A 19,067-nucleotide genomic window follows, 5' to 3' on the forward strand; every position below is an offset into this window, starting at 1 on the left:
TATGCAGCTACTTTCCGTTATCGCAGATACGGGCAGCTTCGTTAAGACTGCCGACCTGATGAATATGACGCCGTCCGCAGTAAGCAAGCGGATACTAGAGCTTGAATCCCGCGTGAATGCCCGTCTTGCCATAAGAACGCCAGAGGGGGTCAAGCTCACCCCCGCTGGCGCTGCCATGGTTCGCTGCGCCGATGACGTCTTAGGCAGGGTCTCTCAGCTCTCACGCGATATCGCGCAAACCATGACCGGGGAAACCGGTGAGGTACGGGTCGCGGCCAATACAACGGCATTCCTTTTGGGGCTGAATGCCGAGCTGATGCAGTTTCAACGTCAGCACCCGGGGATTACGGTTCGACTGATCGAGAGAATCAGCGCGGATGTGGTTGCAGACGTATTGGCCGGACACATCGATATCGGTGTTTGCGCTGAGTCGGCTGCGCATGGCGGCGTGACTTCCGTGCCGTACAGAAGCAGCGATTTGATTGTCGCGGTCTCCGATACTCATCCGTTGGCGTCTAAAGAATCAGTACGTTACCAGGATGTGCTCGAGTATCCGAATGTCGGCAGACCCAAGGGTAGCGCCCTGCTGGATTTCTCACCGGTGCAATTGTCCGAAGCCCCCGTGCTGGATGTCAGCGCTTCGGTATATAGCTTTGATGCAACCATCGAGATGGTACGTAGCGGCGAACTGGTCGCAGTATTACCGAGGATTACCCTTGATCGCCGCCCTGTTCGTGGCGTACGTGCTCTTCCGCTGCAAGAAGCATCCGCGTCCTTCAAGCTAGTTCTGTGTCACGACGCTTCTCTCGTTAACAGCCCAGCCGTGCTACATACCTTTAACTGGCTGCAGTCGCAAGCGGTTGCGGCCACTCCGGTTGCCAGTTAAGCGCCCTGTGCAAGCGCAGACCGATCTCCAGCAAGCGCATATCGTTCCACGGCGTAGTGACAAGTTGCACACCGATAGGAAGGCCGCGATGGGTCAGGCCCGTGGGCAAGTGCAGCGCTGGGCTGCCCAAAGCGGACCAGACACGATTACACGATGAGTTGCCAGTGCGATTCAGACCCAAAGGAGCCGGGCCAGGCGCGCTGTAGGTAAGTATGGCATCGAACTTCAAAAGCTCATCGGTTGCGCGCACGGTAAGCTGCCTAAGCCGGCTTAGGCAATGCACATACTCTGTCGTCGATACGGCCGCGCCCTCGTCCAGTGCTGAAAGCGTCGCCTTGCCAAGCTTATCCTTGAACTGCAAACGCTCGTAGGCGAAATTGCGATACATCTCGTGCGTCATGATCTTGCGGTGCAAAAAATGTACTTGTTCCAGGTCTATGGGCAAGCGCGCCGGCTCAATGCGATAGCCCGCTACGCTTAAAATCTGAGCCACACCGGAAAGCGACTCAATGGACTCTGGGTCGATATCAGCCGGTCCAAGCTGCGTCAGTACACCGAGCTTGAGGTTAGCCGTGGCACCAGCGGAGCATGCCTCATTGGGCAGCAGTACGTGTCCTACAGTGATCGCCTCGTCAACCGATCGAGTGAACCAACCCAAGCTGTCAAAGCTTTCACTGATTGATTTGACGCCGCTTAAGCTCACTGCCCCGCGGGATGCCTTGAACCCTACAACGCCGCAATATGCGGCCGGCCTGATTATCGATCCGCCCGTTTGGGTGCCAAGGGCAAAAGGCACCATGCCAGCGGCTACTGCTGCGGCCGAACCGCTTGAAGAGCCACCAGGTGTGTGCTCTGTATTCCAGGGGTTGCGAGTAGGGCCAGGCTCTGCATAGGCCAGTTCAGCAGTAACCGTCTTGCCAATTGGGATAGCACCGGCATCACGCAGCATCGCCACACATGCAGCATCGGCCTGCTTCAGCTCTGCCTGCTCATACGCGCGACAGCCATTTTTTGTCGGCATGCCGGCGACGTCAATAATATCTTTGACGCCAAAGAGCAGATCTTTCAGCGGAGGTGCCACGCCAGAAATCTGTCTGCCGGGCACATTTTCCACTTCGGCGGCCGTCCAAGCCCAGGCTTGGAGGTCGGGCTCCGCCGCCTTGATGCCATGATTGAAACTGCGCAGGCGATCCGCCAGCAATGGTTTTGCTTGCACGAGTACGGGGCCCTTATCCATCTGGGGAATACCTTCCATCCATAAGCTTTGGATAGCTACTCTAACCCCGGATGCGCAAAGGCAAGATGAAATTCGGTCGCGGCCCGCTTTCCAAAAAGTCGTTTGCCTGCACCTCGCCGCTTCGGCATGATGATGTCGTAACAAGGCACAACGTTTTGTACTGTGTGTAGGCACCGAGGTTTGTATGCAGCAAATAGCTGATCAGTATGTAGTTCCCTGTGTGGTGATGCGAGGAGGCACTTCGAAGGGCCCATTCTTCCTGGAACACGACCTGCCCAAACCTGGTGTGCAGCGCGATCAACTGCTGCTCAGGCTGATGGGGGCATTGGAACCGCGTAGAGTCGATGGCATAGGCGGAATCGACTCATTGACGAACAAGATAGCCATCATCTCGCGCAGCGAGCGTGCCGATGCAGACGTCGATTACCTGTTCGGCCAGATATGCGTACACAAGAACACCATAGACTACTCGGTCAACTGCGGAAACATGCTGGCAGCCGTCGGTCCATTTGCCATCGATACCGGCTTGGTACCTGCCACTGACTCTCAAACGCAGGTACGTATCTACAACGTCAACACTGAAAAAATAATCCATGCCAGCATCCGCACTTCGCAGGGACGCGCGCTTTATGAAGGCGATGCAGCGATCGACGGCGTCGCGGGAAATGCTGCGGCTGTGTGGCTGGACTTTAAGGCTGTGCAAGGTTCCAAAACAGGCAAACTTCTACCTACCGGGAAAGAGCGCGAGATCCTCAATGGCATTGAGGTAAGTTGCGTGGATGCGGCCGTACCCATGATTCTCGCGCGCGCATCGGACTTTGGCTTGAGCGGCTTTGAAAGCGCTGAGCAGATCAATGCCGATCAAGGCTTGTTGGACAGGGTCGAGCTGCTTCGGCAAGCGGGCGGCCGGGCCATGGGCTTGGGTGAGGTCGCCAAGTCCGAGATGCCGAAACTCACTCTGGTAGCACCGCCTCAAACTGCAGAGGGAAGCATTGCCGGCAGGTACTTCATGCCCTACACCTGCCACACCTCGTTTGCGGTAACCGGTGCGGTCTGCCTTGCTGCGGCGGCAGCAGTCGAGGGCACGGTGGTTCACGAGTTGGTCAAACAGCAACCAGCCAACCCTGTTGTTTGCATTGAGCATCCATCGGGTAAGTTAAAGGTCGAGGCCACTGTGCAGACATCAAGCGATGGTAGCCAGGTTGTGACCTCGGCCAAACTGCTCAGAACCGCAAGGCGACTGATGGCAGGCGATGTATATGTACCTCTTGGATTTATGCAGGCTGAAACCGGCCTTGGAGAGACTGAATGAATAGCACTAGCACCCCGCCCCCGTATATTGCGGCTGTAGTTCAAGCCGCGCCTTGCGGGTTTGACACACCGGCCACCTTGAGAAAAGTAGCGATGTGGACAGCGTCCGCGCGTGATCAGAAGGCACAGCTCGTGGTGTTTCCTGAGGCGTTCGTGGGCTCGTATCCCTACGGCGTCGACTTTGGCACAAAGATAGGCCTGCGTACGCCGGAAGGTCGCGAGCTGTTCGCACGACTCCATCGTGCCGCCGTCGAAGTCCCTGGTCCGGAAGTGTCGGAACTGGGCGAGATCGCCAAAGAGAACAACTGCCACCTGGTAATAGGTGTGGTCGAGCGTGCCGCAGGCACCTTGTATTCGAGCACCTTATTTTTCTCCCCGGAAGGCGTGTTGCTGGGTTGCCGCCGCAAGCTGAACAGCGTGGGCGTGGAGCGCTATGTATGGGGACGCGGGGACGGTAGCGGCATTGTCGTGTTCCCCACGCCGCTGGGCGATATTGGCGCCATCATGGGCTGCGAGAACTACATGCCGCCGCTGCGGATGGCGATGTACTCGAAGAACATGAATCTGTATTGCGCACCCACCACCGATGACAGCGATGTTTGGCCATGCTCCATGCGCACTGTCGCTATGGAAGGTAGAAGCTTCGTGCTGTCGGCATGCCAAGTGTTGCGGCGTTCGGACTTGCCCGATAGCTACCCGATAGTGAACGAATCTCGCCCCGATGAACTTCTAATACGTGGCGGCAGTTGCATTGTCGACCCCCTGGGCGTGGTGCTGGCCGAACCTAAATACGAAGAAGAGTGCGTGCTGACGGCAGAAATCGACATGGCCAAGGTGGCTCGCGGCAAGTATGACTTCGATGTGGTCGGACACTATGCCCGCGCGGATATTTTCCAACTGGAGGTCACCGAGAGCCCTCAGATTTCGGTCCGCCCGGTTACACAGCCCATGGAAGCTATCGGCAACGCCGCGACAAGGAGCAAATGAGATGCAACACACATCATTCAAAGCGTCGGTCATTCAGACGGCTTCCGTCGCCTTCGATCCATGGAAAACGATAGACCGCCTCAAGGAATATACCCACAGGGCTGCCAGCGAAGGCGCGAAGCTCGTGGTTTTTCCCGAAGCTTTCGTAGGCGGACATGCCAAGGGGCTGGGCTTCGGTTCCGTCATGGGCAGTTGCACCCCGGCGGGCCGCGAGGCCTTTCAGATGTATTACGACGGCGCCATCGATGTGCCTGGCGAGGCGACTCACCGAATCGGACAGGCCGCGCTGGAGAATGACGTCTACCTGGTGACTGGCGCCATCGAGCGTGAGCTGGGCACACTTTTTTGTGTTGTCCTGTTCTTTGGCCCCGACGGCACCCTGCTTGGCAAGCATCGCAAGTTGATGCCCACCGGTACCGAACGCCTGGTATGGGGATTCGGCGACGGCTCCACGCTGCCTGTATTTGATACGCCGCTAGGCCGCATTGGCGCAGTCATCTGCTGGGAAAACTACATGCCCATGCTGCGCCTCACCATGTATTCGAAGGGTATCTCGCTGTATTGCGTACCCACAGCGGATCACCGCGAAACCTGGCTACCCACCATGCGCCACATCGCCCGGGAAGGCCGCTGCTATGTGCTTTCGGCCTGCCAGTATGGTCAGCGCTCGGACTTCCCCAAGGATTACCCGCTGGACGAGGAAGTACCCGGCGAGACCATTCTGGCGCGCGGAGGAAGCTGCATTATCGACCCGCTGGGCAATGTGTTAAGTGCCCCGGTGTTCGGCGAGGATCTGATCCATACCGCCCAAATAGACCTGGGCGCACTGACGCGGGCGAAGTTCGATCTGGACGTGGCCGGCAATAGCGCCAGGCCAGACATATTCAATCTGCATGTGGACGAGAGGCCTCGTTCATTGGTCAATTCAATTACAGCAGACTAACAGGAGAACAACATAATGATCCGACGCAGTTCCACCACCAATCTACGGCGCAAGCTTCTTGTTGCAGCCGCATCCGTGGCATGCATGCTTGCCGCGCCGGCGAACGCTCAAAGCAGCGACTATCCAAAACAGCCCATCAAGATTATTGTGGGCTACCCACCAGGCGGCAGCGGCGACATCACGGGCCGTATTGTTGCCGACATGCTTTCCAAGCAGTTGAACACCGCCGTCGTGGTCGAGAACGTTGGCGGTGCGGGTGGGAGCATAGGTGCGCAACGAGTTGTGTCGGCTCAACCTGATGGCTACACACTACTGGTCGGGGCCAACAATGAAATCGCCATCAATACCCTCACCAACCCCAGCCTGAAGTACGACGGCATCAACGATCTTACTCACATCGGCTTGATCAATAGCCAGCCCTTGGTGCTGGTTGCCAATCCGAAGAGCAATATCAAGACCATTGACGACTTTGTACGTAAAGCCAAGGAAAGCCCAGAATCGCTTGCGTACGGAACATCCGGCATTGGCACCTCTTTTCATCTCGTAGGCGAACTGATCAATCACAGCGCCGATATTGCCATGCTGCACGTGCCCTACCGTGGCGCGGCTCCACTGACCACCGATTTGCTTGGCGGCCAGATAGAGCTTGGTATTGTTGTGCTGTCTTCGGCGTTGCCGCACATTAAAGATGGGCGCCTGATCGCAGTTGGCACTACGGAACTGGAGCGCTCGGCAAGCACGCCAGATATCCCCGCTCTGGCCGAGCACGACTCATTAAAAGGGTTCAACATGGGCAACTGGTATACCTTTGCTGCACCCAAAGGGACGCCTGATGACGTCATTGCCAAGCTGCAAGCAGCGCTACGTGCGGGTTTGTCGGATCCTGAAGTACGCAAACGCCTTGAGGATGCGGGCTCGCGCCCCTTCAACGGAACAGAAGACGTAAACGATTTCCTGGCGAAGGAATCAGCCAAGTTTAAGGAAATTGTGAGCTTCGCCGATTTGAAGAAGTAGCAGCAAACTCAAACCGCGGCGCGGCTTCTCTTCCTGAACTGCGCCGCCTTGTGACGATTGCCGCACAAGGCCATGCTGCACCACCAGCGCTTACGCGCCTTCGTGCGATCGTAGAACCACAGTATGCAGTCCGGGTGCTCGCACTGCTTGATCAAAGTGAAATCCCCTTCCACCAATAGTTGCGCCACTGCCTCGGCCACCGCACCGAGCATGGATACAATGGCATCACCACGCGCCGTACGAGTCAACATCAGCTTTCCTTCGCTGTCGCATTGCAGTTGCGGAGCGCTAAGATAGGCATGCAGATACTCGTTCAAAGCGTCAACATCCCGGGCATCGCCCTGTTTGGGTTGAGCCGGCGGCATCGATAACGGCTTGCCTGGGTTACGTGACACCGCCAAAGGTTATCCGCCGGGCTACTATGCAGCGTTCGTTCTTGACCCGGACGGCAACAATATCGAGGCGGTCTGTCGCAACGGATGAAAGCACCGCGTGATAACGCGATACCAAGGAGACAAGTCGATGATCACTGAACAAGATCGCGTACATCTGCGACGCTGCGTCGAGCTGGCGGCAGCCGCACTGGATGCTGGCGACGAACCCTTTGGTTCGGTGTTGGTGTCCTCTAACGGCGAGGTTTTGTTTGAAGACCGCAACCGCGTTGCGGGCGGCGACCACACCCAGCATCCGGAATTTGCAATAGCAAAGTGGGCCGCGCACAACATGAGCCCTGAAGAACGATCGCGGGCAACGGTCTACACCTCTGGCGAACATTGTCCGATGTGTGCGGCCGCCCACGGTTGGGTCGGGCTGGGCAGAATCGTGTATGCCAGCTCGTCCGAACAACTAAGCGATTGGCTTTCAGCCTTGGGGGTACGCCCTGGGCAGGTGCGGGCCTTACCTATCGGCGAGGTTATTCGGGATACCGTCGTTGATGGGCCAGATGACGAACTTGCTGAGCAGGTTCGTTTGCTGCACATCAAGCTTCATGCGTCATCCTGACTGGCCTCAACATGGCGGGCGAAGCTGTTCAGTGAAGCCTCGATGTCAGTTTTTAATGGTAATGACAACCTTCCCGAAATGGGAGCCGCTACGCAGCCATGCATAGGCGTCGGCCGCCTGCTCAAAACTGAACGCACGATCCATGATGGGTTTGATCTGATGAGCCGAGATAGCTTTATTCATCGCGGCAAACATGGCATGACTGCCAACGTAGACGCCATTCAGGCGTATAGCCCGCGAAATCAGCGGCAGAGGGTTGATGTCTCCGACCCCGGAGACCAGGCCGATCGTGGCAACGGTCCCGCCCACGCGCACAGCTTGCAAGGATTGCTCGAGTGTCCCGGCTCCGCCGACTTCGACCACCAGATCAACACCGCGACCGTCGGTCAGACGCCTGACTTCTTGCGACCATTCTGGCGTGTCCCGATAGTTGATGGTGTGGCGGGCGCCCATCTGGCGCACACGCTCGAGTTTGTCGTTGCTGCTGGAAGTTTGAATGACCGTGGCGCCCATGGCCTGGGCGAACTGCAACGCGAATATCGAGACACCGCCCGTGCCTTGAAGCAGAACGGTTTGTCCGGCGTTGACCCTGCCGATATCCACCAGGGCCTGCCAAGCAGTAAGCGCGGCACATGGCAGCGTGGCGGCCTCTTCATAGCTCAGATGGTCGGCAAACTTCAGAGCAGCGCGCTCTGGCAACACTACATACTGCGACAGCATGCCATCCACCGACCCACCGAGCGATGACGATACTGCCGCTTCGGTGATGTCGCCGGCTGTCCAGTCAGGGAAAAATGCGCCGACGACCCGGTCGCCGACCCGCAGCGACGTGACACCGGGACCGACTGCACTGATTTCGCCCGCGCCATCCGACACAGGAATGACATTGGCTTTGGTGCCCCTGCCATAACTGCCATCCGCGATCAGGAGGTCCCGGAAATTCAGAGATACAGCATGGACGCGTATCAACACCTCGCCATGCCCGGGCTCGGGCTGGGCACGCTTGTCATTGAATGTAAGTGAGAGGCCGTTTTTAGCGGCGTGTAGTTCGTAAGCTTTCATGGTCGGAGCTCCCAATGTATTGATGGATGAGGTATGCACTCATGATACCGGGTGCGGTTGCCTACCTCAGTCATGTGGTCGGTGCTCGCACCGCAGGCCCTGAAATTTTTTCTTGTGCGAGATAAATCACGCGATTACACTGCCTTACCCTGTGTAAGCAAACTTATCCTTGCTTGCTTGGGACCCAAAAAACCAAACAGGCGTGGCCCCATGCAAGCAAGTAGTGCTCTTTACACCCGGCGTTCGCGGCCAGCGGTCAGTGAATTCTCATACGGGCTCTTAGGCAGCCTATTTCTCGCAAGCATCATGTTCCCGGCACTGCCCGCATACGCCGCGCCTACCGGTGGGCAGGTCGCAGCGGGCTCGGGCGTCATCAGCCAGGCGGGCGGCAATACGACGGTTAACCAGACCAGCCAGAATCTCTCTTTGAATTGGCAAAGCTTCAACGTGGGTGCCCACGAGTCGGTGAATTTCGTGCAGCCCAATAGCGCAGCCATTGCCGTGAACCGCATTGCCGATGCAAGCGCAAGCCAAATTCTGGGAAGCCTGAACGCGAACGGTCAGGTATTTCTTATCAACCCCAACGGCATTGTGTTTGGAGCCGGCGCCCAGGTAAATGTGGGCGGGCTGGTGGCGTCCACCTTGAATATCAGCGACAGTGATCTGACTGCCGCCACCCGCCACTTCACGGGCAGCGGCGTGGGCACCATTGTCAATCACGGGACAATTACGGCGGCGCCTGGCGGCTATGTGGTGCTGCTGGGCCGCTTGGTATCGAACCAGGGCACCATCAGCACGCCCGGCGGCACAGCAGCATTGGGGGCAGGAAGCGCGGTAAGCCTCAGCTTCGATGCCAACCACCTGCTCTCAATGCAGGTCGATCAAAGCACGCTTGCCGCGCTGGCCGAAAACAAACAACTGATCGTGGCAGATGGTGGCCAGGTGCTGATGAGCGCGGGGGCCAAGAACAGCCTGCTGGCCAGCGTGGTGAATAACACCGGAGTGGTCCAGGCGCAGACCGTGGCGAATCACAATGGTCGGATCGTGTTATTGGCGGGGATGGCTGCAGGCACAACGGAAGTAGGCGGCACGCTGGATGCGTCCTCACCCGAAGGAGCGGCGGGCGGCGGCTTTATTGAAACATCGGGCGCTGTTGTTCGCGTCGCCGATGACGCCCGCATCACAACCCATGCGGCCCATGGCCAGACCGGTACGTGGCTGATCGATCCGCAAGATTACACCATCGCCGCCAGCGGCGGCGATATCACAGGCAGCACGCTAAGCACCCACTTGGGCGGCAATAACATCACGCTGATGTCGAGCGCGGGTGGCACGGCCGGCAGCGGCAACATTAACGTAAATGACGCGGTAAGCTGGAACGCCAACACGCTTACCATAATCGCTGCCAACAACATCAACATCAACGCCGTCATGACTGCCAGCGGTACCGCCGGCCTTGCGCTTAATGCCGCTACTACCAATGGCGCTGATGCAGGCGTGACGGGCGGCACAGTGAACGTCATGCCGGGTACGGGACGCGTGGATTTCGCAGGCCGCTCGGGTACGGGATTCCTGACCATCAATGGTAATGGCTACACCGTCCTCAATAGTCTGGGAGTAGAAGGCGATGTGACAGGCGGAGCGGCCACCTTGCAGGGTATGGCCGCCTCGGCCAATCTTGCGGGCTACTACGCGTTAGGTAGCGATATCGACGCCAGCGCTACCAACGGTTGGAATAGCGGCGCAGGCTTTGATCCGATCGGCAATAGCACCACGTCTTTCACCGGCGTCTTCGATGGCCTCGGTCACACGATCAGCGGGGTGATCATTAACCGGCCGGCGCTTGACCGAGTCGGCTTGTTTGGTTCTACCGTTGACCCAGTGATCCGCAACGTCGGCCTGAGCAGTGTCAATATTACCGGTAACGACCTGGTCGGTGGCCTGGTAGGGTACAAATTCGGCGGTGACGTGAGTAACAGTTATGCCACCGGTCAGGTAATCGGCGGGCAATACACCGGTGGCCTGGTGGGGGCGAACATGGGCAGCATCAGCAACAGCTACGCCGCCGTCACGGTCACTGGCGACTTCGGTACCGGCGGCTTGGTGGGGTACAACTTGGGCAGCATCAATAACACCTACGCTACCGGCCAAGTGACCGGTACCGACTGGTACACCGGTGGCCTCTTGGGAGGCAATGTCAACAGCGGCAGCGTCAGTAATAGTTACGCCACCGGCCAAGTCATCGGTCGCGGCAGCGCCGCTGGTGGCCTGGTGGGGGCTAGCGTAGACACTAGCAGCATCAGCAACAGCTATGCAACGGGCAACGTAAGTAGCGACGTCAATGACGCCGGAGGCCTGGTGGCGTCCAGCAACGCTACCATCAGCAATAGCTACGCTACCGGTCAGGTGACCGGCAATGCCATAAATGTCGGCGGCCTGGTGGGCGTCCAATACAGTGGTTCGATAAGCCAAAGCTATGCCACTGGCGCCGTCAATGGCCCCAACGCCGGTGGATCCACTGGCGGCCTAGTGGGCAGACAGGACGGCGGCACCGTCAGCTCCAGCTACTGGAACAGGGAAACCACGGGCCAAAACCACAGCACCGGCAGCGCCGACAGCTTTGGCCTCAGCTCTGCCGAAATGCTGAACGCAAGCAGCTTCGCCGGGTGGGATATCGCCACCACCGGCGGCAGCACGGCAGCCTGGCGCATTTACGAAGGCCATACTGCACCGCTGCTGCGTGCGTTCATGACCGACCTGGCGGTCACCGCCAATAATGTAGCCACCACCTACACTGGCGCCGCCTACGCAGGCAGCAACGCTTATACCTTCGGCGCGCTTACGCCGAACTTCTGGCTCCAGTCGGCCGGTGTCAATACAGGTTTATTCATCGGCAACGCCAATACGAGCGCCCCTGCTATCGAGCTCGGCACCTACGCGTTGGATCGCGGCCCGCACTCCGGCCAACTGGGCTACGACATTGCTTTCACCCCGGGCAGCTTGACGATCAACCCCGTCACGGTGCCACCAGAGGTCGTTCCGACAGAGAGCTTGCCAGTAGAGAGCTTGCCTATCAACGTCAAAATGACCATCGCTGGACTGACCCAAGATTTTTCTCAGCCGGACTCCGGGGAGCCCGCTACCGACCACTGGGGATTCACATTGCCAAATGAAACGGATGCTGTCGCGTCCGACTTGTTCACCGTCGTTGGATCCGGTGTTCGCCTCCCATGAGAAAAGCACACATTTATTCCGTGGGCCTGACGCTAGCAGGATTCGCCTTCGTGGCCTCGCCCCAGGCGGCTCTTGCGCAAGTCTATCCGGGCAGCGGGGCTATCCTGCAAGAGGTGCAGCCCTCTGCGCCCGAGGCCGCTCCGAGCGCGGAGCCGGACCTGACTATCGAACCGCAAGCTGCGCCAGCCACCTCGGACGCCACCCCGATCTGGATTAGGCATATCACAGTCAGCGGCAACACCAGCTTTGACACCCCGACGCTGCACGCTCTCGTGGCCCAAGGCGAAGGTCGCAACCAGACGATTGGACAATTAAACGCGCTGGCCCAGATCATCACCGATTATTACCACACCCACGGCTACCCGCTTGCCCGCGCCTATCTTCCGCCCCAGACTCTTGAAAACGCAACCGTTGAGATCGCGGTGCTTGAGGCCCGTTACGGAAAGGTTGATCTCATCAACCACAGCCGGGTCAGCGATGGCCCCATCGCGGCGGTACTAGCGCCTTTGCGGCCCGGTGATATGATCACGCAGGAACAGCTCGACTCTCGCCTGCTGCTGCTGGGCGACTTGCCAGGCGTCAAACCCCACGCAACCTTGAGCCCTGGAGCGGCAGTGGGCACAGCCGATCTCGCCGTGCGAGCGGAGGCCGGGCCCCTTGTGACGGGCAGCGCCACCGCCGACGGCCTGGGCAATCGCTACACTGGGCGCGCACGCCTGGGAGCGAACCTGGATATCCATAGCCCACTGAAGCGAGGCGATCTTCTAAGTGCGAACGTCTTGTCTTCGGGCAAGGGTCTGACCTACGGACGCCTCGCCTACCAATTGCCTCTTGGCGGTTCCGGCACTCGATTGGGCGCAGCATACTCAGCGCTGACCTACCGCTTGGCGGGCGGGCTGGGGGCGTTGGAGGCCCACGGCACGGCTAGCGTGGCGAGCGCCTGGCTCTCGCAGCCCTTTATCCGTAGTCCTAATGTGAATATTACCGGGCGCGTGCAGTTCAATCGCAAGACGCTCGATGACCGAATTGATGTCGCAGCCCTTGTCAGCCAACGCCACAGCGACAGCGCCACCTTCGGTCTGGACGCGACGCGACGCGATGGGCTCGGGGGGGGCGGCATCACTTTGGCGAGCGCTAGCTTCACGCCCGGGCAGCTACGCCTCGACAACTTGCAGGCGCAAACAGCCGATGCGAATTCAGTAAAAACGGCTGGCTCGTACACGCGCTGGAATGCCACGCTGGCTCGTCTGCAAACCCTTACCCGGACCACACGCCTGTATGCAAGCCTAAGTGGTCAGTACAGCCCAGATAATCTCGACCCGTCCGAGCAGTTTCTACTCGGTGGGGCCTATAGTGTGCGCGGTTACGAGACCGGAACGCTGGGCGGCTCCTCGGGCTACTTGGCTACCGTCGAACTGCGCCAGGATTTGCCAATACCCCTGCCAGGCCAGTGGCAAGGCACTCTCTTTGCCGACACGGGCGCAGTGCGCCGCAATGCACACCCGATAGGGACCGACGCCAATGTGGCGCACATCAGCGATGCGGGACTAGCGCTGGACTGGACGGGACCACATCAATGGGCCGCCCGCGTGCAGGTTGCCATCCCTGTGGGTGCTACGCCGACCATCGCCGGTGAGCGACCCTCGGCACGAGTGTGGGTGCAACTGACCAAAGGGTTTTAGGTGCAAGCTGTGTAATGAAACCGCCTACCGCCTCCTCTCAATCGACAGAGCACTAGCCACCTCAATTCTGGATGACGTCGGACCACTCGGGATGCTTCTTCGACTGCGCCCGCACATAGGGGCATAGCGGCACGACGCGATAACCCTTGGCGCGCGCATCCGTTATCAGGGCATTGACCAGCGCCAATGCCGCGCCTGTACCGCGAAGCGCGTCCGGGGCGAAGGTGTGATCTGCGATGACCAGCACATCAGACACCTTCGAAATGGTCAGCTCGCCCTCTTCATCAATGCCATCGATACGGGCGACAAAGCGGCCTTTGTGGCCTTCATCTTCATATGAAGTTTGAACTGCAGGTTTGTCGGTCATTTCTGCCTCCGTGTACGTTCGTGTTTCCATAGTGCCATAAGCCTGCATCACTGACTGGACTCACCTCAGTCTTGCGACTTCAACCACCGAAGTAAGGTGGTGTTGAAATCACTGGGTTTTTCAACATTTGGGAGGTGGCGACAACCATCCAGCTCTACATAGTGAGCACCTGGAATCAGTGCTGCCAATCGCTTGTTCTCGGACGGGGGAGTACTGGGATCATCTGCCCCGCATAGAACAAGCGCTGGAGTACGCAAACCAGGCAAGACGCTCGAGAAGTCAAAATCCTGCATGGCTCGGGCGCAGCCCTCAAACCCGTCCAGGCTCGTGGCCAGAATGCTTTCGTTGAACTGCTGATATCTCAGAGGAAAGCCCGAGCGAAACACCTCCGTAAACCAGCGAATCAATGTCGCGTCCGCCAACGGCGCAAGCGAATCAGCCTCTCTGGCGACAGCGATGCGTTCATTCCACATATCAACAGCACCGGCCGCTGAAGAAGGGAGCGTGTCGCACAGGGTAAGAGACCGCAGCAAATGCTGGTGCTTGGCCGCAAACGCCTGTCCAAACATCCCGCCGATCGACAGACCAACATAATGAACGGCACCCAGTGCCAGGCCATTGACAACATCCGCAACGTCATCGGCCAGGTCATCCAGCGAATAGGGCCCTGCTACCGCCTCGCTTGCACCATGTCCGCGGATGTCCATTCGCAGCACGCGATATCCTGACTGCAACAACGCAGGCACCTGTTCGGCCCACATGCCGCTGTCAGCCGTAAGAGAGTGCGTGAGGCACACCACCGGCGCCTCCGGCTCACCTAGCAGTTCATACCAAATCCGCCGACCGTTCGACAGTCGAAAAAACATTCTCGTTCTCCAGTGGACATGATTACTACCTCACAATTAGAGGACTGGTTTCACTGACTTCCTCCTGAAGGACGCGGTCAACCATTGCACGGTCAATCAGAACGCCCAGTCCACCGTCAGCAGTCGGGCGGTATCAGGCTTGATGCTTACGCCTAACTCAAACATACCTGTATCCCCCTTCACGCTTGGCGAGAGTTGTGCGGTTGAAGCAGTATGATTCTACGGTGTTTGATGATGCCCCCCGTGTGCCGTTAAGCATAAAGTGGCCAAAAAACATACGCCGAAGAGGACACTATGGTTTAGTTAGAGCCATAGAGCGAGTCGATCTGAAATAAGACAAGTGGCAATCATAGAGTTTTGCCGGGCTAGTGGGAGATGGGAATATATATGGGGACTCTGCGATGATGAACTGTGAGGAGTTGTGAGATCGCTCCGAGTACGCGCGTGGGAAGCACACGGCGGGCGAGCCATGCCCGACAATATCCGTGTGGTGATGCAAGGCTTACCTATGAGCTCGATCGCCTCCAAGGTGTGGTTCCCGGCGCGCTTACATTGTTAGTGGTCACGGATCTTCTCTATGGCCCACGAGCTATGGTGTGAATCCGCAATGAAGTACTGCTAGCATAGCGGCACTTCTGGATACGAAATCAATATCAGCGGGAAGCTTTAGCCAAGGCCGATGCAGCGCCTCTTTCAGTTAAGCCTGAGCATCAAGAATAGGCTCGCCCCTATAGCCGAGATTAGCCGAAATCAAATTGGCTGCCTGCTGAAGCGCTTTTACTTGTTCCGCCGAAGGTACGGGACGCACAAATTGCATGGAGCCCACCACCGCCAGTGTTGCTATGCAATCGCCGGTATCATTAAGGATGGGGACGGCGATAGCATTGATCCCAAGCACCATTTCTTGTGAAGCCGTTGCCCATCCCCGCTCGCGAGCCAGCCGGGTTTGGAGCTCAATTTCACGAAGATCACATATTGTGTGTTCGGTATAGCGCGTTTGGTATTGCTGCTTAACCGTATCCATCAGGGGCTGTCGGGAAAACGCCAAGGCAACTTTACCTTGTGCGGTGGAATGAAAGGCCATTTCACTGCCTCTGCGCACGCCAATTTCCAATGTATTTTGGCTGAGCATGGTTTCCATGATCGTAACGCCACGTGGGCTGACCACCCCCAAAGCAATCGTTTGCTTCAACGTATCCCGCAAGCTGCGAATAATGGGTTCAGCCCCCGTGAGCAGATCAAAACGCTCTTCATATAAGCGTCCCAGCAACTGAGCCTTTACACCCAATCTATATCGGGCGGAGTGGAGGTTTTGGCTGATGTATCCCCGCGCCACTAACGTTTGCAAATGTCGAAATATGGTCGCTTTTGTCGAACCGAGCAATTCGGTCAGCTCCGTGACCCCAACGTCCCTTGGACTGTTTGCGACAGCCTCGAGTACATCAAAAGCGATATGGACTGATTTAACACCGGCCTCTGGCCGTGCTTCTGCCGTGTTATAGGTGTCTTGTTTTCCAGAGGCGATATGTGGTGCGTTCATAATTTCTTCGCAAGTCTCAAGGCGGCATCGACGGTTAGAGCTTAAGGGTGGTAACGCTGCCGGGCACCACTTCGTAGCTGACAATTGCTCGATTCCGAATTAGAGGGCGGAAGCGATCCCTTACATGCTCTTCATGCTCACGACTATTCAGATACGCTTTTAATTCGACTTCACTTTCGAATTCTACGGAAAAAGCATACTCAAATGTGTCGTCTCGCTCGCTTTGATTGGCACCTAAAGTGAAATCTCTCATAGCAAGGAATTGGGCTGGAAATGTGGTGTACTCCTTTAGAAGCGCGTTACGTGCTTCGGCAGAGACCTCAGGTTTGAAGCTGAAAAAAACAGTATGACGCATCATGAAGTGTTCTCTCTAAGTTAAGCGGCGACGGGTGGAAACCCAAAAAGCTCGATAGGGTTGTCTACGAGAATGGCTTTGCGCTGTTCCGGGTCGGACACGTAACGACTGAACAGGTCGACCAGTTCACCATCATTTGGCATCGCCCCGTCATATAGAACATGAGGCCAATCCGTTGCCCATAGCACGCGCTCGGGATTCATCGCGACAAGCCTTTGAACCGTGTCGATGGTGTCCTCATATGGGGGGCCGGCAGAAGAGACCTGATCAGTGCGCGATACCTTTAGCCACCAATTGCCTTGTGCAACAAGCGCTTTAACTAAGCTAAACCCCTCCCCCTTTAAGTCTTGCGGGGTGCAATAAGCTAAATGATCCAATACCACCTGCATACGCAGTTGGCGAAGCATATCACTCAAGTTAGACAGCTCTGGAATAGTGGCATGTAGCGACACGATCCAGCCAAGTTCGCGAACGCGATCTAGATTCCTTTGGAAAGCCTTTGGATCCCACGGCGCACCAAGACCCGAAAGAAGGTTGAAGCGAGCACTGCAAACACCGATCTCATCCAGCTGCGCCAGCTCACTGTCAGTGACGCTGTCGTCAAGAATCGCCACTCCCCTGTACTTGTGTGGATGCGCCTTCAAAATTTCTTTCATCAGTCGGTGATCCGTTCCATAGATGGAAGGCTGCACCAGCACGGCCCGCGAAACTCCAAGGACCTCATGCATGCGAAGCATGTCTTCCAAGCTGGAATGCGGCGGCGCGTCATACTTTCGACCCGCCTCCAGTCGACTTTGTCCAGTTGAATCATAGACATGCACCGCACAGTCACATGAGCCCGAAGGAAGCGCATCAGCGGGTGGACGAGTGTCCGTATCCCACGGGGTATATGCTTTACCCAAGTACCAATCACTTTTGGTGTTCATCGAAGCTCCTGGTGCCTTAAGGTTGAAAGTCCGGTGCGCGGACACTGTTTTCCGTCAAACCCTTTAGGGCAGCTAAACCCATAGCGATTCTTGCCTCAATAGTGCTAGCTCCGATGTGCGGGGTACCAACCAGTCCGGGCAGTCCGACAAGCTCATCGTCCGTGGGAGGCTCTTCAGCAAACGCATCAAAGCAGGCGGCTTGGATTTCGCCACTTTGCAATGCGCGCTTTAGCGCATCCTCATTGACAATACCGCCACGACATGTGTTGATGAGCACGCAGTCCGGGCGCAGTCGAGCCAACATCGCATCGTCGTAGATATTTTCAGTCTCAGGCGTCAAAGGTATGTGCAGTGAAAGCACCTCTGAGCGCTCGACCAGTTCATCCAAACTAACCGGCTCTACCCCTTCTTTCTCATAGAACCCACGGTAGTCCACGATGTCGTGAGCGAGGATCTGGCAATCAAAGGGCTTAAGTAATCGTACAACCTCTTTGCCGATGTGCCCGCACCCATGCAGGCCCACTACACGTCCGGTAAGCTGACGTCCAATCCTTTGTTTTGGGCGCCTCGCGCTACGCATGTCATATGCAAGTGGCCCGATCCAGCGCAAGGCGCTAATCATGAAACCCAGGGCAAGCTCCGCAACCGCGAGTCGGTTTACGCCCGGCTGCATACCAAAGGGGATGCCTCGCTCGTGCAGTGCAGGAAAATCGATGTTATTGCATCCCACGCCAAACTTTCCCACAGCCTTCAAGTTCGGCAATGCTTCTATGACCTTACGGCTCAAGGGCTCAAGCCCCACGATTGCCGCGTCGCAATCCTTCAGAAACTCTGTCAATTCCTCTTCATTCAATACCTGGATCTCATCGCGCAGTTTCGCATTGGGAAACTGCTTGAGAATCGCTTCGCGCACGTCCGGAATCATGGATAGCACACCAACCGCCACGCCTGGCCTCTGAAACATACCGCCTCCTTTTTCGTCCTGCGGAACAAACGTTTCGCAACATAATAAAGATAACTTGTCTTCTGGACAAGTGCAACACGGAACTCTGTTCTCTTAGTAATTTGGCGCGGTGGGCCCATTACTTTGTATCATTTCGTTGACTGCTCACATCCGCGGCTCGTATACTATTTACGAAACAGCTGTTTCTTTTTCTAGTAGGGGACGGGGAAAATGACTGAACAATCACATGTTGATCCCATTAATTGGATGGATCTGGTACGTGAAAACGTGCGAGAAGGGGTCGAGCGATCCGGCTTCCAAGGGGATAACGCGATCTGCGTATGGAACTGGATAGAGCCGGGTAATGAAGTCAACCCTCACAGCCATACCTTTGAGCAGCTAGTGTTGATACTGGAAGGTACGGCCAACTATCACGTGGGTGACAAAGTCTACCGATGCAGACCCGGTAGCGTTTTGCGCGTGCCATCCCACACTGAGCACTACATTGAGGTGGTCGGCAATGAAACAGTCCTTAACTTGGATATTTTCGCTCCCGTTCGGGACGACTACACCCACCTCACTGAATATCAAACAACGAGCCGGGATAGCGCATGATTGCATTATCCAGGCCAGACGGTACGCGGAGCTGTAGGGGGGGGGGGAAGGGGCGGAAGAGATGACCGTCATCTAGACCATAATGCACGCACTCTGG

General features: G+C 57.1%; 18 protein-coding genes and 1 pseudogene. 10 read left to right on the top strand and 9 right to left on the bottom strand.

The window, feature by feature from the left end; genetic code table 11:
* Nucleotide 1 precedes the first annotated feature (1 nt).
* Entirely contained in the window at nucleotides 2-886 is an 885-nt protein-coding gene (locus CKA81_RS10430) for a LysR family transcriptional regulator (RefSeq protein WP_164878377.1), read from the top strand.
* On the opposite strand, the gene CKA81_RS10435 is transcribed toward CKA81_RS10430, so the two are convergent.
* Nucleotides 837-2,141, bottom strand: coding sequence for an amidase (locus CKA81_RS10435; RefSeq protein ID WP_128355211.1), 1,305 nt, complete (start codon nucleotides 2,139-2,141; stop codon nucleotides 837-839). The two genes, CKA81_RS10430 and CKA81_RS10435, sit on opposite strands and share 50 nt — an antisense overlap.
* 166 nt (nucleotides 2,142-2,307) lie before the next feature.
* Here CKA81_RS10435 and CKA81_RS10440 point away from each other — a divergent pair, with 166 nt between their 5' ends.
* Genes CKA81_RS10440 through CKA81_RS10455 form a run of 4 tightly spaced genes read left to right on the top strand, consistent with a single transcriptional unit; the run spans nucleotide 2,308 to nucleotide 6,378 of the window.
* Nucleotides 2,308-3,435 (top strand): 4-oxalomesaconate tautomerase, encoded by a 1,128-nt coding sequence (locus CKA81_RS10440; protein ID WP_128355212.1) that lies wholly within the window; start codon nucleotides 2,308-2,310, stop codon nucleotides 3,433-3,435.
* Nucleotides 3,432-4,421, top strand: a complete 990-nt coding sequence (locus CKA81_RS10445) for a carbon-nitrogen hydrolase family protein (RefSeq protein ID WP_128355213.1) — start codon at nucleotides 3,432-3,434, stop codon at nucleotides 4,419-4,421. Before CKA81_RS10440 ends, CKA81_RS10445 begins: the two co-directional genes overlap by 4 nt.
* 1 nt (nucleotide 4,422) lies before the next feature.
* A complete protein-coding gene (locus tag CKA81_RS10450; protein ID WP_128355214.1) occupies nucleotides 4,423-5,364 on the top strand; it encodes a carbon-nitrogen hydrolase family protein in 942 nt (313 codons plus the stop codon).
* A 15-nt stretch (nucleotides 5,365-5,379) separates the two neighbouring features.
* A complete protein-coding gene (locus CKA81_RS10455; protein ID WP_128355215.1) occupies nucleotides 5,380-6,378 on the top strand; it encodes a Bug family tripartite tricarboxylate transporter substrate binding protein in 999 nt (332 codons plus the stop codon).
* 8 nt (nucleotides 6,379-6,386) lie between these two features.
* Here CKA81_RS10455 and CKA81_RS17475 read toward each other — a convergent pair whose 3' ends face one another.
* Nucleotides 6,387-6,743 (bottom strand): CGNR zinc finger domain-containing protein, encoded by a 357-nt coding sequence (locus CKA81_RS17475; protein ID WP_128356744.1) that lies wholly within the window; start codon nucleotides 6,741-6,743, stop codon nucleotides 6,387-6,389.
* Here CKA81_RS17475 and CKA81_RS17320 point away from each other — a divergent pair.
* Both CKA81_RS17320 and CKA81_RS10470 read left to right on the top strand, forming a co-directional pair.
* A pseudogene (locus tag CKA81_RS17320) lies at nucleotides 6,736-6,861 on the top strand (VOC family protein); the annotation flags it as partial. The gene CKA81_RS17475 and the pseudogene CKA81_RS17320 sit on opposite strands and share 8 nt — an antisense overlap.
* Nucleotides 6,862-6,900: 39 nt before the next feature.
* Nucleotides 6,901-7,380, top strand: a complete 480-nt coding sequence (locus tag CKA81_RS10470; protein ID WP_128355216.1) for a nucleoside deaminase — start codon at nucleotides 6,901-6,903, stop codon at nucleotides 7,378-7,380.
* Between the two features lie 45 nt (nucleotides 7,381-7,425).
* Here the strand turns inward: CKA81_RS10470 and CKA81_RS10475 are convergent, their stop codons facing one another.
* Entirely contained in the window at nucleotides 7,426-8,442 is a 1,017-nt protein-coding gene (locus tag CKA81_RS10475) for a zinc-dependent alcohol dehydrogenase family protein (protein ID WP_128355217.1), read from the bottom strand.
* 306 nt (nucleotides 8,443-8,748) lie between these two features.
* Here CKA81_RS10475 and CKA81_RS10480 point away from each other — a divergent pair, with 306 nt between their 5' ends.
* A complete protein-coding gene (locus tag CKA81_RS10480; RefSeq protein ID WP_164878379.1) occupies nucleotides 8,749-11,676 on the top strand; it encodes a two-partner secretion domain-containing protein in 2,928 nt (975 codons plus the stop codon).
* Complete coding sequence (locus tag CKA81_RS10485) at nucleotides 11,673-13,358, top strand: ShlB/FhaC/HecB family hemolysin secretion/activation protein (RefSeq protein WP_128355219.1); 1,686 nt, start codon at nucleotides 11,673-11,675, stop codon at nucleotides 13,356-13,358. Before CKA81_RS10480 ends, CKA81_RS10485 begins: the two co-directional genes overlap by 4 nt.
* Nucleotides 13,359-13,419: 61 nt before the next feature.
* Here CKA81_RS10485 and CKA81_RS10490 read toward each other — a convergent pair whose 3' ends face one another.
* From CKA81_RS10490 to CKA81_RS10515, 6 genes are all read right to left on the bottom strand, one after another.
* The gene (locus tag CKA81_RS10490; RefSeq protein ID WP_128355220.1) at nucleotides 13,420-13,725 is read right to left on the bottom strand and encodes a GNAT family N-acetyltransferase; all 306 of its coding nucleotides are present in this window, start codon (nucleotides 13,723-13,725) and stop codon (nucleotides 13,420-13,422) included.
* Between the two features lie 65 nt (nucleotides 13,726-13,790).
* Nucleotides 13,791-14,591 carry an alpha/beta fold hydrolase gene (locus tag CKA81_RS10495; RefSeq protein ID WP_128355221.1) on the bottom strand — a complete coding sequence of 267 codons (801 nt, stop codon included), beginning with the start codon at nucleotides 14,589-14,591 and terminating at the stop codon, nucleotides 13,791-13,793.
* 697 nt (nucleotides 14,592-15,288) lie between these two features.
* Nucleotides 15,289-16,131, bottom strand: coding sequence for an IclR family transcriptional regulator (locus CKA81_RS10500; RefSeq protein WP_128355222.1), 843 nt, complete (start codon nucleotides 16,129-16,131; stop codon nucleotides 15,289-15,291).
* A gap of 34 nt (nucleotides 16,132-16,165) precedes the next feature.
* Nucleotides 16,166-16,489, bottom strand: a complete 324-nt coding sequence (locus CKA81_RS10505) for a Dabb family protein (protein ID WP_128355223.1) — start codon at nucleotides 16,487-16,489, stop codon at nucleotides 16,166-16,168.
* A gap of 17 nt (nucleotides 16,490-16,506) precedes the next feature.
* Nucleotides 16,507-17,412: an amidohydrolase family protein gene (locus CKA81_RS10510; RefSeq protein ID WP_128355224.1), complete on the bottom strand. Its 906-nt coding sequence runs from the start codon at nucleotides 17,410-17,412 to the stop codon at nucleotides 16,507-16,509.
* 16 nt (nucleotides 17,413-17,428) lie between these two features.
* The gene (locus CKA81_RS10515) at nucleotides 17,429-18,337 is read right to left on the bottom strand and encodes a phosphoglycerate dehydrogenase (RefSeq protein WP_164878380.1); all 909 of its coding nucleotides are present in this window, start codon (nucleotides 18,335-18,337) and stop codon (nucleotides 17,429-17,431) included.
* 249 nt (nucleotides 18,338-18,586) lie between these two features.
* Here CKA81_RS10515 and CKA81_RS10520 point away from each other — a divergent pair, with 249 nt between their 5' ends.
* A complete protein-coding gene (locus CKA81_RS10520; protein ID WP_128355226.1) occupies nucleotides 18,587-18,970 on the top strand; it encodes a cupin domain-containing protein in 384 nt (127 codons plus the stop codon).
* The last annotated feature ends 97 nt before the right edge of the window (nucleotides 18,971-19,067 follow it).

The organism is Pollutimonas thiosulfatoxidans (genome assembly GCF_004022565.1).
GTDB classification, from domain to species: Bacteria; Pseudomonadota; Gammaproteobacteria; order Burkholderiales; family Burkholderiaceae_B; genus Pusillimonas_D; species Pusillimonas_D thiosulfatoxidans.